The organism is Gilliamella sp. B2911, assembly GCF_026536965.1.
Taxonomy (GTDB): Bacteria; Pseudomonadota; Gammaproteobacteria; order Enterobacterales; family Orbaceae; genus Gilliamella; species Gilliamella apicola_E.
Map to the genome: position 1 here is coordinate 60,855 of NZ_JAFNNA010000010.1, position 15,365 is coordinate 76,219.

Here is a 15,365-nt window from a genome sequence, read left to right on the forward strand (position 1 = left end):
TTACTGATTATTAAGGTAAACGCTATGATAGATATTCAGACCAAGACAGAACTGCTAGATCGGCGAAATAAATTATTGGCTCAGATGGAGCCAAATAGCATTGCCTTATTTTTTGCTTCACCAGAAGTTAAACGAAGTAATGATACCCACTACCCTTATAGACAAGATAGTGACTTTTGGTATTTTACTTTTTTTGCAGAGCCAGAAGCGCTTTTGGCAATAATTAAACAACAAGACGGTCAAGGACGATATATTTTATTTAATCGCAAGAAAGATCCTTTAGACGAAACATGGACTGGCTACCGCTTAGGCCAGCAAGAGGCATTAACAAAGATTTTAGTCGATGAGGCTTATCTTTTCGATGATATAGAGAGTGTTCTACCAAATTTAATAAATGGAAAAAAAGCAATTTATTATGCAGACCAACTATATGATTATGCTGACGAGATAATTAAGAAAGCAATCAATACATTACGGCAAGGTGCTCGATTCAAACTTTCTGCGCCGAGTACAGTTATTGATTGGCGACCAATTGTTCATGAAATGCGAATGTTTAAGTCTGAATATGAAATGGCTCTTTTACGTAAAGCGTGCGAAATCAGTGCTCAAGCACATATTCGGGCAATGCAAAAATGCCAGGCTAATTGGTATGAATATCAATTAGAAGCTGAAATATTACATGAGTTTGCATGGCATGGCGCTCGATGGCCGTCATATAATACTATTGTTGGCGGAGGTAATAATGGTTGTATATTGCATTATGAAAATAATAGCGACACGCTCAAAGATGGCGATTTAGTCTTAATTGATGCAGGTTGTGAATATCATTATTATGCAGGTGATATTACTCGAACATTTCCGATTAATGGTAAATTTAGTCAAGCACAACTCGAAATATATAACATTGTGTTAACTGCGCAATGTACAGCTATCAAATTATTGAAACCAGGCACCTCAATATCATTAGTTAATCAAAAAATTATTCGGATTATGGTTGAAGGATTAGTTAAGCTTGGAATTATGCAAGGTGATGTTGAAACATTGATTACAAACAAAGCTTATTTAGCATTCTATATGCATGGATTAGGTCACTGGTTAGGTATTGATGTGCATGATGTTGGCAGTGATCGTGATCGCATACTCGCTCCGGGTATGGTCTTAACCGTTGAGCCTGGACTTTATATTAATAAAGATGCTGATGTGCCAGAATGTTATAAAGGTATTGGGATTCGTATCGAAGATAATATTTTGGTTACCGAAGCTGGCAACGAAATTTTAACCTCAACGGTACCTAAACAACCGCAGGAAATTGAACTTTTAATGCAAAAGAATAGATAAACTATTTATCAACTAAGCACTAATTGAATTATAAAATTAGTGCTTTTTCAGTTTTTTATTCAATAATGGTTATTGATTGAGGAATGAGTGATTAATTGCTTCCTAAGCTAATTGAACTATCACGATTGAAAACAATTTTTATTTTGAGATCTTTTCCGGCAATCGGCTTATATTTCCACATTTTCATTGCTGAGATAACCGAGCGATTAAAAATATTATTAGGTTGGGCTTCAATAATCCTAATATTTTCAACACGGCCCTCACTAGTTACATCAAACATAGCAACAACATAACCTTCTAAGCGCATATCTAGTGCTCTTCGAGGATATTCTGGTCGATTACGACTAATTGGAGAGGGATTACTAGAATATTGTCGATTATCAGATACTTTAGGAGCTACTGAAGTATTTGCTATATTATCACTTATCACATCTTGTCTAACTTGTTGACGAGATGATTTTTGTGTCGGTGGTTTTTTCTTATTTGGTTTAGGTTTAACAATAACTGGTTTATCTGGCTCTGTTGCTGGTTTTTTTTGTTCTATTTCAGGTGTAGGTTCCGGAATCTTTTCTTCAACGACTTCTGGCTCTACGACTGGTTCTTCAATTGGTTTATTGTCAATGATTTCACTGTTTTCAGCACCTTTGATTTCAGGTGTTTCTTCAACCAATGATTGTTCCGGAGCTGCTAACTGAGTAAGGTCAATCATAACAGCTTTAATTGAATTATCACCTTCATCAACAACGATATTATTTGCAAACAGTGCAGAGCTGAACAATAATCCAAATAAAAATAAATGTGATATTACAGAGATCGATGTATATATATAGGCATCCTTTTGCTTATTAGAAGCAGGTGATTGCGGCTCTTTTTCGTTGTTGATATCTATATCAAAGTTGATCTTCATAACAGTAATTAATGTTCATTTAAGGTGTGTATTCTAAATGAAAATGCTTATCATTTGTAGTATTTTTTTAAATATGATTTAGCAATACTTGTTGCTTAAAAATATTTATCAGATAATAGTAAATAAATATCTCCCATTTGTAGTGGTTAGACTGATGAATAATCCATCGATAAAACAAATACTCGATCTAGTGCAAGATGATTTAGTTAAAGTTAATGAAGCAATACAAGCAGAACTTAGTTCTGATGTTGTACTAATTAATCAATTAGGGAATTACATCATTAGTAGTGGTGGAAAACGGATTCGCCCAGTTATTGCCTTGTTAATAGCTAAAGCGCTTAATTATCAGGGTGATAAACATATTATTACCGCAGCTTTTATCGAATTTATTCACACTGCAACTTTATTGCATGATGATGTTGTTGATGAATCTGATTTACGGCGAGGTAAATCAACCGCTAATGCGCTATTTGGTAATGCGGCAAGTGTCTTAGTTGGTGATTATATTTACACAAGATCTTTCCAAATGATGGTACGCACAGAATCATTCAAAGTATTGAAGATAATGTCAGAAGCAACAAATATTATTGCTGAAGGTGAAGTTCAACAGCTGATAAATTGTAATGATCCTGATATTACTAAAGAGCAATACCTACAAGTTATTTATCGCAAAACAGCAAGACTGTTTGAAGCAACATCGCATTCAGCAGCAGTATTAGCAGGAGCAACACCAGAGCAAGAATTTGCACTGCAAGAGTATGGAAAATACTTGGGAACCGCCTTTCAAATTATTGATGACTTATTAGATTATAGTGCGGATAGTAATCAAAAATTAGGTAAAAATTTGGGTGATGATCTCAATGAAGGTAAACCAACCTTACCATTATTGCATGCAATGCATCATGCTAATTCAGAAGATGCGACATTAATCCGTCAAGCTATCGAGCAAGGTAATGGCAGGCATTTATTAGATCATATTTTAAAAGTTATGCAGTCGTGTGGATCTCTTGAATTTACTTTAAAAACGGCTCAACAAGAGGCCAATAAAGCATTCAATGTTATTTCAATCTTACCTGATTCACCTTATAAAAAAGCGCTACAAGATCTGGCTTTACTATCAGTAAAAAGGGATAACTAAACGTGATGTGATATTGAAAAAATATTATTTATACGATTCGTTTAATAATAAAGCTTTTAGCGAAATATCGTAATAATCTTAAATTGATTTTACGTTGCTATGTAAACAAATTGCTTCCCTTAATATGCAATTACTTAAATCTAGGTAGTCATTATGCTCAAAAGATCTTGGCCTGTTTTTTTAATTTTTATTTCGATGATATCTGTGCAAGCAAGTGCTTCATTTGCTAAATACTTGTTTCCTGTACTAGGGCCTGAGGCGATGACAGCATGGCGGTTGTTTTTCTCAGCGATTTTATTGGTAATAATCTTTAAACCTTGGCGTAAAACTATTACTAAGTCAGCCATTAAATATATTATTCTGTATGGTGTCGCTATGGGATGTATGAATTTGGCTTTTTATAATGCCATATCTCGAATCCCCATAGGAATTGCTGTGGCAATAGAGTTAACTGGACCAATTATGGTTGCGATGTTTTCTGGACGCCGATTAACTGATTTTGTTTGGTTAGCTATTGCGATTATTGGATTGGTGATGTTGCTTCCTATTCATCAGGCTTCTAACGATTTGGATCCTATTGGTATATTACTAGCTTTATGTGCAGGAAGCTGTTGGGCTGGTTATATTGTTTTTGGGCGAAAAGCGGGTGAAATTTATGGTGCCTCAAGTGTTGCGGTAGGTTCGATTATTGCCTCAATATTACTCTTTCCTATTGGTGTATGGCACAGTGGTAGCACCATGTTTTCGATGGATCTGTTGCCTCTCGTTTTTGTCGTTTCATTATTGGCGTCTGCTATTCCATATGGCCTGGATATGATCGCTTTGCCACGATTACCCGCACAAACTTTTAGTACTTTGATGAGCCTGTCACCTGTATTTGCTGCGTTTTCTGGATTAATTGTTTTACACGAACAGTTAACTCATTATCAATGGATTGCTATTCTATTTATTATAGTTTCATCGATTGGTACTGTATTAACTATGCAGCGTCCAACTAAAATTAAAGCGCTAAATCGAGAAAATTGAGTTTATTGAAATACTATCGTGTAACTTTGCACGATAGTATTTTATTGAAAGAAAAGCGAAGTAAAATGTTATCTAGGTGGGAAGCCCATGCCTCCACCCATTAGACCTTTCATTTGGCGCATCATCTTCATCATGCCACCACCTTTCATCTTTTTCATCATTTTTTGCATATCTTCAAACTGCTTAAGCAGCTTGTTAACATCTTGCACTTGGGTACCTGAACCATTAGCAATACGGCGTTTGCGTGAGCCTTTGATGATTTCGGGGTTGGCTCGTTCTTTTAATGTCATCGAACCAATTATGGCTTCCATCTTGATGGTGATTTTATCATCCATCTGTGCTTTGATATGATCAGGAAGTTGACCAACGCCAGGTAGTTTAGCCAGCATAGCGCCCATTCCACCCATATTACGCATTTGTCGAAGTTGATCTTGGAAGTCATTAAAATCAAACTTATCGCCTTTTTTAAGTTTTTTGGCGATTTTCTCTGCCTTTTCACGATCAACATTACTCTGTAACTCTTCAATTAAAGAGAGTACATCACCCATCCCTAAAATGCGTGAAGCGATACGGTCAGGATAAAAAGGTTCTAATGCATCCGTCTTTTCACCCATCCCTAAGAATTTGATTGGTTTACCAGTAATATGACGAATCGATAACGCCGCACCGCCACGAGCATCACCATCCACCTTAGTTAAAATAACCCCGGTCAAAGGTAATGCGTCATTAAATGCTTTTGCCGTATTAGCAGCATCTTGCCCGGTCATGGCATCGACCACAAATAACGTTTCAATTGGATTGATTGCATCATGCAGTGCTTTGATTTCATCCATCATCTCGCTATCGACATGTAATCGACCAGCGGTATCGACAATAAGGACATCAAAAAATTGTAATTTAGCATGTGAAATTGCTTTGTTAACAATATCAATAGGTTTTTGATTGATATCTGACGGGAAGAACTCCACATCAATTGCTTTAGCTAGTGTTTCTAACTGTTTTATTGCCGCAGGGCGATAAACGTCGGCAGAGACAACTAACACTTTCTTTTTCTGTTTTTCTTTTAAAAATTTTGCTAGTTTTGCGACGCTGGTAGTTTTACCCGCACCTTGCAAACCTGCCATGAGAATGACGGCTGGAGGCTGGGTGGCTAAGTTAAGTGAACTATTAACTTCACCCATAGCTGTAGTAAGTTCTGCTTGAACGATTTTGATGAATTCTTGGCCTGGTGTTAGGCTTTTATTAACATCTAAACCAACAGCTTTTTGTTTAACTTGGTTAATAAATTCTCGTACCACAGGTAGGGCAACATCAGCCTCAAGTAATGCCATACGGACATCACGTAGTGCATCTTTGATATTATCTTCAGATAAGCGTCCACGCCCACTAATATTGCGAAATGTCTGTGATAAACGGTCAGTTAAATTCTCAAACATGCTAACTCTCAACAAATGAAAAAATTTTCAACTATCATATCAGAAAATTGGCAGAAGTCCCATGATCATAAATTTACCATGACTTGACACCAAATTTGGTTCCTGTTGAAATGAGATGCATAACAAGATGAAAGGAGAAATCATATATGGTAAAAGTTGTTAATACCAACAAAGCACCAGCAGCTATTGGCCCTTATGTTCAAGGTGTTGATTTGGGCAACATGTTATTTGCATCAGGTCAAATTCCAATTAATCCAGCTACAGGTGAGATGCCAAGTTGTGTCAAAGAGCAAGCTAAACAAAGTTTAGCGAATGTAAAAGCAATTGTTACTGAGGCAGGATATCAAGTTAAAAATATCGTTAAAACGACGATTTTTTTAGCCGATATGAATGATTTTGCGGATGTGAATAGTGTCTATGAGGCATTTTTTACAGAGAATCAGGCAACATTCCCTGCTCGTTCTTGTGTGCAAGTTGCTCGCATTCCTAAAGATGCGAAAGTTGAAATAGAAGTTATTGCGGTTAAATAATCGACTTATAATTGTTAGCACCGAAAGGTGCTAATGAAGTAAAAAAAGTTGAGGAACGGGGTTTTTGAGTTTTTTTTATTTAAAATCCCTTTTTTGACCATCTATTCTAACGTTTTATATCCAAATCAGTCTTTTAAACGGTCTATTTTATTATCCTAAAATTATTTATATTTAAACTATTATTTAGTGATTGATTGCCAATTAAGTTGGTGCAATAATCTACAATTATCCATTGATATTTACTGATTTAATTAGGTTGGGAAAATGTTTGAAAAAGTAGAGTCGTACGCAGGGGATCCAATATTATCATTAGTCGCTGAATTCAATAATGATAAGCGCGAAAACAAGACCAATTTGAGTATTGGTTATTATTATGATGAAAATAGTGTGGTTCCTCAATTATCGTGTATTAAAACGGCTCGTGACTATATTTATCATCATCAACAAGGCGCACAACTTTATTTGCCGATGAGTGGCTTACCGAGTTATTGTCAGGCAATCCAATCATTGCTTTTTGGTGAAGATAATCCTGCTTTTCAAACGAAGCGGATAGCCACTGTTCAGACATTAGGGGGATCAGGTGCGCTGAAAGTCGGTGCTGACTTTTTATATCGTTATTTCCCTAATTCTCAAGTTTGGGTTAGTGATCCAACTTGGGAGAATCATATTGCCATTTTTAATGGCGCAGGATTTAAGGTAAATAAATATCCTTATTTTGATCCTAAGACTTGTGGCGTGAATTTTGATGCGATGCTAGAAACACTTAATACCTTACCAGCTAAAAGTATTGTGTTATTGCATCCTTGCTGCCATAACCCAACTGGTGCAGAATTAACAAACCAACAATGGGACAAAGTGATTGATGTTTTACAAAACCGAGATCTCATTCCATTTATGGATATCGCTTACCAAGGTTTTGGCGAAAGTATCGAAAGTGATAGTTATGCAATAAAAAAAGTGGCTGAGCGAGGATTGTGTGGGTTTATCAGCAATTCGTTTTCTAAAACTTTTTCACTTTATGGTGAGCGAGTGGGCGGTTTATCCGTTTTATGTGATAATAACCAAGTGGCTAATCGAGTGTTTGGTCAATTACAAGCAACGGTTCGTCGAAATTATTCTAGTCCTGCCGCTTACGGTGCACAACTTGTATCATACGTATTAAATAATGCTGAACTTAAAGCTTTATGGTTTAAAGAAGTCGAATCAATGCGTAATCGTATTGTTATCATGCGCTCAACATTAGTCGATTTATTAAAAACAGCAGCACCTAAACAGAATTTTGACTACCTACTTAAACAAAGAGGTATGTTTAGTTACACCGGTTTTTCTAAAGAGCAAGTCGCACAACTAAAAGATGATTTCGCTGTTTATTTGGTGGGCAGCGGGAGAATGTGTGTGGCGGGTTTAAATCACCATAATATACATCGTGTAGCAGAAGCATTTGCCACAATCAAATCATAATGTGACTAACTAGAGGAGAATCACATGTTACGTAAAGTATTTATTTTATTGGTAAGTATCGCGATGACAACACTTGTAGTAGGTTGTAACACGGTTAAAGGTGTAGGTAAAGACGTGCAATCTGGCGGTAAAGCTATTACCAATACTGCCGAAGATGTTAGTGAAAAATTGTAAATAATAAATGGGTTTGCTTATAGCTTCTTAAAAGCAAACAAAACCATATGTATCGACTATTTATTTTAGCATTTTTACTTGTAGGGTGTGGTTCGTTGAACTTTCGAACTGCACCTTTAATCATGGATAATTGCCAGTATCAAAATCGTTCTGGTGTTGAATTTAAGTTAAACCAACTTGAATCCAATCTTACACAATATCCCCATATTTATCTTTCACAAAGTCGAGCTAGTCGACACTTACCCATGAGTTATGCTGGCTTAAAAGGCAAATTAACAGGTCAAACTTTTGAGCGAGATTATCCAAAAGAGACTTTTTGGCGTAGTACTAATATATTTGAAAGAGCATCAATGTATGATGATGGTTATGATGATCTTTACATTAGCGCCAAACAGAAAGAAGAACGCGATCGTAAAGCAAAGTTTGTTGTTAAAGAAGCTGTGTTAGAAACGTGTCAAATTGTTTATATTTCCATTGATTCTTTAGCTAAAGACAGTGATAATTCGTCATTAATTAAATTTAATGATTTATCTATTATTAATTAAGGATCTTTATATGACGGATAATCCAAAACTTAAAGGATTAGGTGGCTGGCTTATAGTTGTTGCAATATTCATCGTATTTACGCTTGTACTAAATCTATTCACTATTGGCTTTATTGTAATGACTTTGAAGTTCCATGGGAGTGATTTTATTAATCAAGTTTCTGACCAATATATTCCTAATATTAGTTGGATTTTATTTGTAGAAATAGGTCTAAACGCAATTTTAATTCTTTTTGCTATTTATTTGCTTTATCTTTTTTTTACTAAAAACTATAAATTTCCTTATTATATGCTAGGTTATCTAGTCACTTCATGTTCATTTCTTCTTTTGGACCAATATCTTTGTTATCATTATACTAAACTTCCGATCGAATCAAGAGAGATAGCTAAAACAGTAAAACAACTCATTTGGAGCGGTATTTGGGCTGCTTATATATTAAGATCAGAGCGAGTTGTAAATACCTTTGTTGAAGGACAATGTAAAAGTCATAACAATATAATTAATTAATTTATCATTTTATTATTTTAAGGAATTAAAATGCCATTAAATTTTGAATCATCTGTTAAAGGAAAAGTTAAAAAAGCAGTTATTCCTGTTGCTGGTCTTGGCACAAGAATGTTACCTGCAACCAAAGCGATTCCTAAAGAGATGTTACCTGTGGTTGATAAACCACTTATTCAGTATGTTGTCAAAGAGTGTATTGCGGCAGGGATAACTGAAATTATTTTTGTAACGCACTCGTCTAAAAATTCTATAGAAAATCACTTTGACACCAGTTTTGAGCTTGAAGCTATGCTTGAGGCCCGAGTTAAACGTCAACTTTTGCAAGAAGTACAAGGGATTCTGCCAAAAAACGTGACGATTACTAGTGTTCGCCAAGGATTAGCAAAAGGACTTGGTCATGCTGTACTTTGTGCTTATCCTTTAGTTGGTGATGAGCCTTTTGCTGTAGTATTACCGGATGTGATTATTGATGAGTATGATAGTGATCTTGCTCAAGATAATTTAGCGGCGATGATTAATAATTATCATAACACTAAACATAGCCAAATCATGGTCGAACCTGTACCAAAAGATCTTGTTTCATCTTATGGTATTGTTGACTGCCGTGGTGAAGAGTTATCAGCTGGTAATATAGCGCAAATGTATAGTGTAGTTGAAAAACCGTCAATAGAAGAAGCTCCATCTAACCAATCAGTTGTTGGGCGTTACGTTTTATCTGAAAAAATTTGGCCACTTTTAGCTAAAACGCCTTTAGGTGCTGGAGGTGAAATTCAATTGACTGATGCAATTGCGATGTTACTTGATGAAGATCGAGTGGATGCATACTGTATTAAAGGCCGAAGCCACGACTGTGGAAATAAATTGGGTTATGTACAAACTTTTGTACAATACGCAATGCGTCACAAAAGTTTGGGTGATGATGTTAAAGCATGGTTAAAAACCATTTAATTTTGTTTTTCCGCTGATATAAAAAGACGCCAATTGGCGTCTTTTTGTTAATTAAATTAAACTGAAAATTATCTTTATTGTTAAACTTCAGACTGTTCATTATCCAAAGTCACATTAGGATCATTATAAATATCCATATTCATTAATCCGACTTCATGATCGGTTGCTATTGCAGCGGTCATTGATCCAGAAACATTAGCTAACGTTCTAGCCATATCAATGATTGGATCGACGGCTAACACCATACCAATTAATGGGAAGTATTCAGCCATACCCATGCCTGAAAGTACGACAGTTGCTGCAACTGTTGCAGTGCCTGGAATACCAGCGATACCAATTGATCCGATAACTACCACAATGACTAGCATTATATAGAATTGAATATCAGTATTAATACCCACCATATGAGCAACCATAACCGCAAGTAAGGCTGGGAAAAAGCCAGCGCAGCCATTCATTCCCATTGTACTTCCGAGTGAGCCAACTAGATTCGCTGTACCTGTATTGACGCCCATTCTGACGGTCAATGTTGAGATCGTCATCGGTAATGTACCAACAGATGAGCGGCTAGTGAAAGCAAGTAACCATGTGCCAAGTGCTTTTTTGATAAATACGATAGGTGAAATTCCATGAAGCATGACAATCACAATATGCACAACAAGCATTATTATGGTTGCAAGGTAAATCGCTAATACAAAGCTTGATACATCAATAATTGCTGGGATACCGTTTGAAATAATTGTACGAGCAAGTAAAGCAATCACCGCATAAGGCATATATTTAATAACCGTCATGGCAATTGACATGATAATTTTATAAAGTGCTTCAATAAAGGTTTTAAAAAGAGCAATAGGTTGTGGATTCTTTTTTTCCATTCGGTTTGCGGCAAGTCCCATCAATGCTGAAAAGATAACTAAGCCTACAATATTCTCTTTTACCATAGAGCCGATGATATTACTTGGAATAAGATTCACGAAAGTGTCAATAATATTGGTATATTGTTTGGCGGTAGCCGTTTTGGCTGATGCTGAACTCAACTCACCTAATGATAATAAATTTGCTAAAATAATACCGACAATACAAGCGATGGCTGTAGTGAATAGTAACCAAAAAATTCCTCTGAATGCTATTTTCGGCAAATTGTCTTTACCAGAAAAATCAATAATCACTTTTACAATTGAGACAAAAATTAATGGAATCACTAACATGCGTATGAAGGCAATAAAGGCACGACCAAACAAACCATACCATGTTGCTGTTTCTTGCATCCAAACAGTTGAACTTTCTGGAAAACCGGCTGCAGCTTGAATACCTAAACCAATAACAGCACCAAGCACCAATCCGACTAACATTCTAATGGAAAAATTAACTTTTTTGGTTTGCATCGGTCGCATGACGGCAAAAAAGCAAAGCAGTAATAAACCAATCCCGATTAAAGTTTGATAATGGGTGATGGATAAGAACTTTTCGAAAAAAGTGCCCTGAAAAATGGCATCTGACATGTTTACCCCCAGCTTTTGGATAAAATTGAATTAATTTTTAATAATCTTTTATGGTTTGGATTAAAACCAAACCACATATTTTGAATTTTAATAATTTTGCAAATATTTGAAATATTTCAATACTATTTAGCAATGCCCCCAGCGATATTTAAAATATCCCATGGTCTTGAAAAAGGTGGTGCATATAAAAAATCCATCATGGCTAATTCATCAATTTTCATATTAGCCCAAATAGCGGTGGCTAAACTATTCGTTCTTAATACAGCACCACTGCCCCCAGCAATCTGTCCACCTAATAAAATACGAGTTTCGGCGTGATAAATAAGTTTAGCTGTGACGCTAGTTTGCCCTTCAACATAGTTACTATGATTTTTATCTTTAACTACTACTGTTTTGTATGGGATACCGGCTTTAATAGCTTGTTGTTCGGTTAGTCCTGTTCGACCGGCTTCAATATCAAATACTCTTAATGCTGATGTCCCAAGGGTTCCTGGGAATTGATTGTTACCGCCTGCTAAATTGTCACCAACAATTTTACCTAATTTGTTCGCTCCGGTCGCTAATGGAATATAAGTCATTGATTGGCTAACGCGATGATGAAGCGCGACACAGTCGCCTGCAGCATAAATATCAGCTATGTTAGTTTGTCCATAATTATCAGCGACAATTGCACCATTACTAAGAGTTTCAATATTGAGGTGTTTATAAACTTCGCTATTAGGCTTTACTCCTGTGGCAATAATGACAATGTCGGCGGGATATTTAGCTTTATCGGTGATAACATGAGTAACTTTTTGTTCACCTTCAAAGCCTTGTACTTGCTCTTGTAGATGTAAATCACAATGTTGTTTTAGATTTTCTTCAATTATCTCAGTAAGTTCTGGATCGAAGGCATCGGTCAATACTCTATCATCTAATTGAATTAATTTTACATTTTTATTCAATTTTACTAACGATTCAGTGATTTCTAGCCCGATATAGCCGGCACCAATGACCACGACATTACTATTTTGGTTTAAAGCTTTTTTTATTGCCAGACCATCATACATATCGCGTAAAGTGAAAATATTTTCCAGTTGTCTATTTTCTAAAGGTGGAATTATTGGTATCGCCCCAACGGCAATGAGTAACTTATCATAATCATCGTCAAAGCAATTATTGTTTTTGATATCTTTGACGGTGACTTTTTTTAAATTAGGATCAATAGCGATAACTTCATGTAATGTTTTGATTTCAATGCCATCTTTAGCAAATTGTTCTGGCGTTCTGGATATCATTTCATTTTCATCGCCAAAATGATTGCCAATAAAATAAGGTAATCCACAAGCTCCAAATGAAACTATATCTGATTTTTCATAGATACAAATTGTCGCATTGGGGTCCCTTCTTTTGGCTTTTGCAGCAGCACTTGCTCCAGCTGCTTGAGCGCCAATGATGATTATTTTCATCGATAATTCTCCTTTGAGCGCAGATAATTTTTAACTATCATCCTAACACAGGTTATCATTTAGGTTAAATTAGTTGGTTATTTAGCTTTAATCGTAATCAATTTATGGTCAGTAGATAATATTTGGGATAGCGAGTTATCGTTAAAATAAGTTTTAATTAATCAAAAAAAGTTGAGGAACGGGGTTTTTGAAGTATATTTTTGATTAATTCCACCTGTAATGGCGTATCGTTTAAGGCTGGAATGTAATAAAACTGTTTACCACCAGCATTTAAAAATATTTCTCTGTTTTGCTCATCAATTTCATAAAGTGTTTCAATGCAATCCGCCGAAAAACCCGGGCAGATAACATGGACATGTTTGGTCCCGGTTTTAGCTAGGTTTTCTAATATATCGCTGGTGTTTGGTTCAACCCATTTCCCTTTACCAAATTTTGATTGATAAGCCATTTTGATTGGTAAGTCGATACCATTATCTTGGCATTTTTTTATCAATAACTTGGTTGTTAACTGGCATCTTTGCACATAGTCATCTTGCCGCTTATCAATATAGCGTTGAGGTATGCCATGATAGGAAAGAAGCAATACATCAGGTTGTCCTTGCGTTGAAAAAGCTTGTTGCACTTGTGAATAAAGCGCATCGATATAACTTTCGTCATCTGCATAATCACGAATATAGTTAATCTTGAACGCACAATCACGAATAAGTTGCTTAACTTTATCTAATACCGCCTGAGTTGTAGTTGTAGAATATTGTGGAAATAACGGTAATAGTGTTATTTTTTCACATGATTTTAAATTATTTAGTGCGGATTGTAAGCTCGGTTCACCATAGGTCATGGCTAATTCGCATTGTATATCCGGTAATGCTTGTTGTAATTGATTCATCAAGCGTTTACTGTAATGGAGTAATGGTGATTCCTCATTTATCCATATTTTCTGATAATGGTTAATGATGTAGGGAACGCGTTTAGGTAATACTAGGTATTTTAGTATTGGATACCAAATAAAAGCAGGAAGATCGACAACATGACGATCGAGTAAAAACTCTGTTAAGTAAGAGCGTATTGCCTCTGGCGTTGCAGCACTTGGCGTACCTAAATTAACAATTAATACTCCCTGTTTGTTTTTCATCGGTTATCCTTATATGGTTCAAGATAGTGATGGATAACCTTAAGTAGGCGATTTAGTGCTCCTTGGTTTCTTTTTAATACTTGATATGCGTTTTCGCCGATTTGCTGACAACGATTGTCGTCATTCAATAAGCTGTTTACAGTTGAATAGAGTGAATCAGCTGTGCTGTCACATATCAACATACCATTAGCTTCAATTAACTGTTCACAAATCACTTTAAAGTTAAAAAAGTATTTACCGCTAATAATTGGAATATGGTGTAGTGCCGGTTCTAATGGATTGTGACCACCATGTTCAATTAAGCTACCGCCAACAAAAGCGATATTAGCTAAACCATAAAGTTCTAATAGTTCTCCCATGGTGTCGCCCAAAATCACTTGCGTCTGATCTGTTGGGATTTGCTTCGTGCTTCGTTTGATATAATTTAACTTATTATCGGAAATTAGTTCTTCAACAGTTTTAAAACGTTCTGGATGACGCGGAACTAAGATAAGTAATAAGTTAGAGTGATTTTTTAGTAGTCGTTGAAATGCTGATAAAATGATTTCATCTTCACCTGAATGTGTGCTCGCTGCTATAAGAACTGGTCGATGTAATTGCCATTGCTGTTTTAATTGCGCAAGACTTTGTTTATCAGTTAGTTCAATATCAAATTTAATACTACCGGTTACGGTTAAATGCTCTTTTGGCAAACCTAACGATAAAAATCGCTCTCCATCTTGTTCGTTTTGAGCGGCGACTGTGCTGATTTTAGTTAATAGTTTACTAATCGCTTTTCCTAATTTGTGATACCTATTGGCTGAACGTTCAGATAATCGCGCATTAGCAATAATTAATGGGATTTTTTTGTTATGGCATTGGCTAATTAAGTTTGGCCAAAGCTCGGTTTCCATGATTATGAATAATTTAGGTTTAACTGCTTTTAGAAAACGATGTATTGCACAGGGCAAATCATAAGGTAAATAGACATGGCTAACGCTATCTTTGAGTAGCGTCTTAACTTGTTTAGAGCCAGTAGGTGTCATTGTTGTAACGGTAATTGGTAACTGCGGATATTGTTTTTGAAGTGTTTTTATCAATGGAATTGCTGCGAGTGTTTCGCCGACAGATACCGCGTGAACTAAAATTCCACCTGATTTGACTTTATTTTTACAAAATCCATAGCGTTCTAACCAACGCTTACGATAATCTGGTGCTTTGCGACTGCGCCAAAGCAGTCTAAACCAGACAAGCGGTTGGATTAAATAAAGTAAAATCGTATATAAAATATTCATG

The 15,365-nt window shown here is 35.8% G+C and carries 15 protein-coding genes; 9 read left to right on the plus strand and 6 right to left on the minus strand.

Annotation, left to right across the window (positions count from 1 at the left end; translation table 11 throughout):
• Positions 1–24: 24 nt before the first annotated feature.
• Complete coding sequence (gene pepP, locus J3U27_RS08960) at positions 25–1,338, plus strand: Xaa-Pro aminopeptidase (protein ID WP_267377286.1); 1,314 nt, start codon at positions 25–27, stop codon at positions 1,336–1,338.
• A gap of 91 nt (positions 1,339–1,429) precedes the next feature.
• Here the strand turns inward: pepP and J3U27_RS08965 are convergent, their stop codons facing one another.
• Positions 1,430–2,245, minus strand: a complete 816-nt coding sequence (locus tag J3U27_RS08965) for a TonB family protein (protein WP_267377287.1) — start codon at positions 2,243–2,245, stop codon at positions 1,430–1,432.
• Between the two features lie 154 nt (positions 2,246–2,399).
• Between J3U27_RS08965 and ispB the strand changes: the two genes are divergently transcribed.
• Complete coding sequence (ispB, locus tag J3U27_RS08970; protein ID WP_065561792.1) at positions 2,400–3,383, plus strand: octaprenyl diphosphate synthase; 984 nt, start codon at positions 2,400–2,402, stop codon at positions 3,381–3,383.
• 153 nt (positions 3,384–3,536) lie between these two features.
• The gene (locus J3U27_RS08975) at positions 3,537–4,409 is read left to right on the plus strand and encodes an EamA family transporter (protein WP_065735224.1); all 873 of its coding nucleotides are present in this window, start codon (positions 3,537–3,539) and stop codon (positions 4,407–4,409) included.
• Between the two features lie 68 nt (positions 4,410–4,477).
• Here the strand turns inward: J3U27_RS08975 and ffh are convergent, their stop codons facing one another.
• Positions 4,478–5,845, minus strand: a complete 1,368-nt coding sequence (ffh, locus tag J3U27_RS08980) for a signal recognition particle protein (RefSeq protein WP_065561794.1) — start codon at positions 5,843–5,845, stop codon at positions 4,478–4,480.
• Positions 5,846–5,991: 146 nt separating this feature from the next.
• Between ffh and J3U27_RS08985 the strand changes: the two genes are divergently transcribed.
• The 6 genes from J3U27_RS08985 to galU all read left to right on the plus strand — a co-directional run bounded on the left by J3U27_RS08985 (position 5,992) and on the right by galU (position 10,008).
• Positions 5,992–6,375 carry a RidA family protein gene (locus J3U27_RS08985; protein WP_065735223.1) on the plus strand — a complete coding sequence of 128 codons (384 nt, stop codon included), beginning with the start codon at positions 5,992–5,994 and terminating at the stop codon, positions 6,373–6,375.
• A 264-nt stretch (positions 6,376–6,639) separates the two neighbouring features.
• Positions 6,640–7,836 carry an aromatic amino acid transaminase gene (locus tag J3U27_RS08990; RefSeq protein ID WP_267377288.1) on the plus strand — a complete coding sequence of 399 codons (1,197 nt, stop codon included), beginning with the start codon at positions 6,640–6,642 and terminating at the stop codon, positions 7,834–7,836.
• 63 nt (positions 7,837–7,899) lie between these two features.
• On the plus strand, positions 7,900–8,010 hold the full coding sequence (locus J3U27_RS08995; RefSeq protein WP_370632592.1) for an entericidin A/B family lipoprotein: 111 nt from the start codon (positions 7,900–7,902) through the stop codon (positions 8,008–8,010).
• A gap of 95 nt (positions 8,011–8,105) precedes the next feature.
• Positions 8,106–8,555, plus strand: a complete 450-nt coding sequence (locus J3U27_RS09000) for a hypothetical protein (protein WP_267339171.1) — start codon at positions 8,106–8,108, stop codon at positions 8,553–8,555.
• 10 nt (positions 8,556–8,565) lie between these two features.
• Complete coding sequence (locus tag J3U27_RS09005; RefSeq protein WP_065735220.1) at positions 8,566–9,063, plus strand: DUF2569 domain-containing protein; 498 nt, start codon at positions 8,566–8,568, stop codon at positions 9,061–9,063.
• Positions 9,064–9,093: 30 nt separating this feature from the next.
• Positions 9,094–10,008: a UTP--glucose-1-phosphate uridylyltransferase GalU gene (galU, locus tag J3U27_RS09010; protein ID WP_065561799.1), complete on the plus strand. Its 915-nt coding sequence runs from the start codon at positions 9,094–9,096 to the stop codon at positions 10,006–10,008.
• Positions 10,009–10,088: 80 nt separating this feature from the next.
• On the opposite strand, the gene J3U27_RS09015 is transcribed toward galU, so the two are convergent.
• The 4 genes from J3U27_RS09015 to waaA all read right to left on the minus strand — a co-directional run bounded on the left by J3U27_RS09015 (position 10,089) and on the right by waaA (position 15,364).
• The gene (locus J3U27_RS09015; RefSeq protein ID WP_065735219.1) at positions 10,089–11,510 is read right to left on the minus strand and encodes a cation:dicarboxylate symporter family transporter; all 1,422 of its coding nucleotides are present in this window, start codon (positions 11,508–11,510) and stop codon (positions 10,089–10,091) included.
• 122 nt (positions 11,511–11,632) lie between these two features.
• Positions 11,633–12,958: a CoA-disulfide reductase gene (locus tag J3U27_RS09020; RefSeq protein WP_267377289.1), complete on the minus strand. Its 1,326-nt coding sequence runs from the start codon at positions 12,956–12,958 to the stop codon at positions 11,633–11,635.
• Positions 12,959–13,115: 157 nt separating this feature from the next.
• Positions 13,116–14,090, minus strand: a complete 975-nt coding sequence (hemH, locus tag J3U27_RS09025; protein WP_267377290.1) for a ferrochelatase — start codon at positions 14,088–14,090, stop codon at positions 13,116–13,118.
• The gene (waaA, locus tag J3U27_RS09030; RefSeq protein ID WP_267377292.1) at positions 14,087–15,364 is read right to left on the minus strand and encodes a lipid IV(A) 3-deoxy-D-manno-octulosonic acid transferase; all 1,278 of its coding nucleotides are present in this window, start codon (positions 15,362–15,364) and stop codon (positions 14,087–14,089) included. Before waaA ends, hemH begins: the two co-directional genes overlap by 4 nt.
• Position 15,365 lies beyond the last annotated feature (1 nt).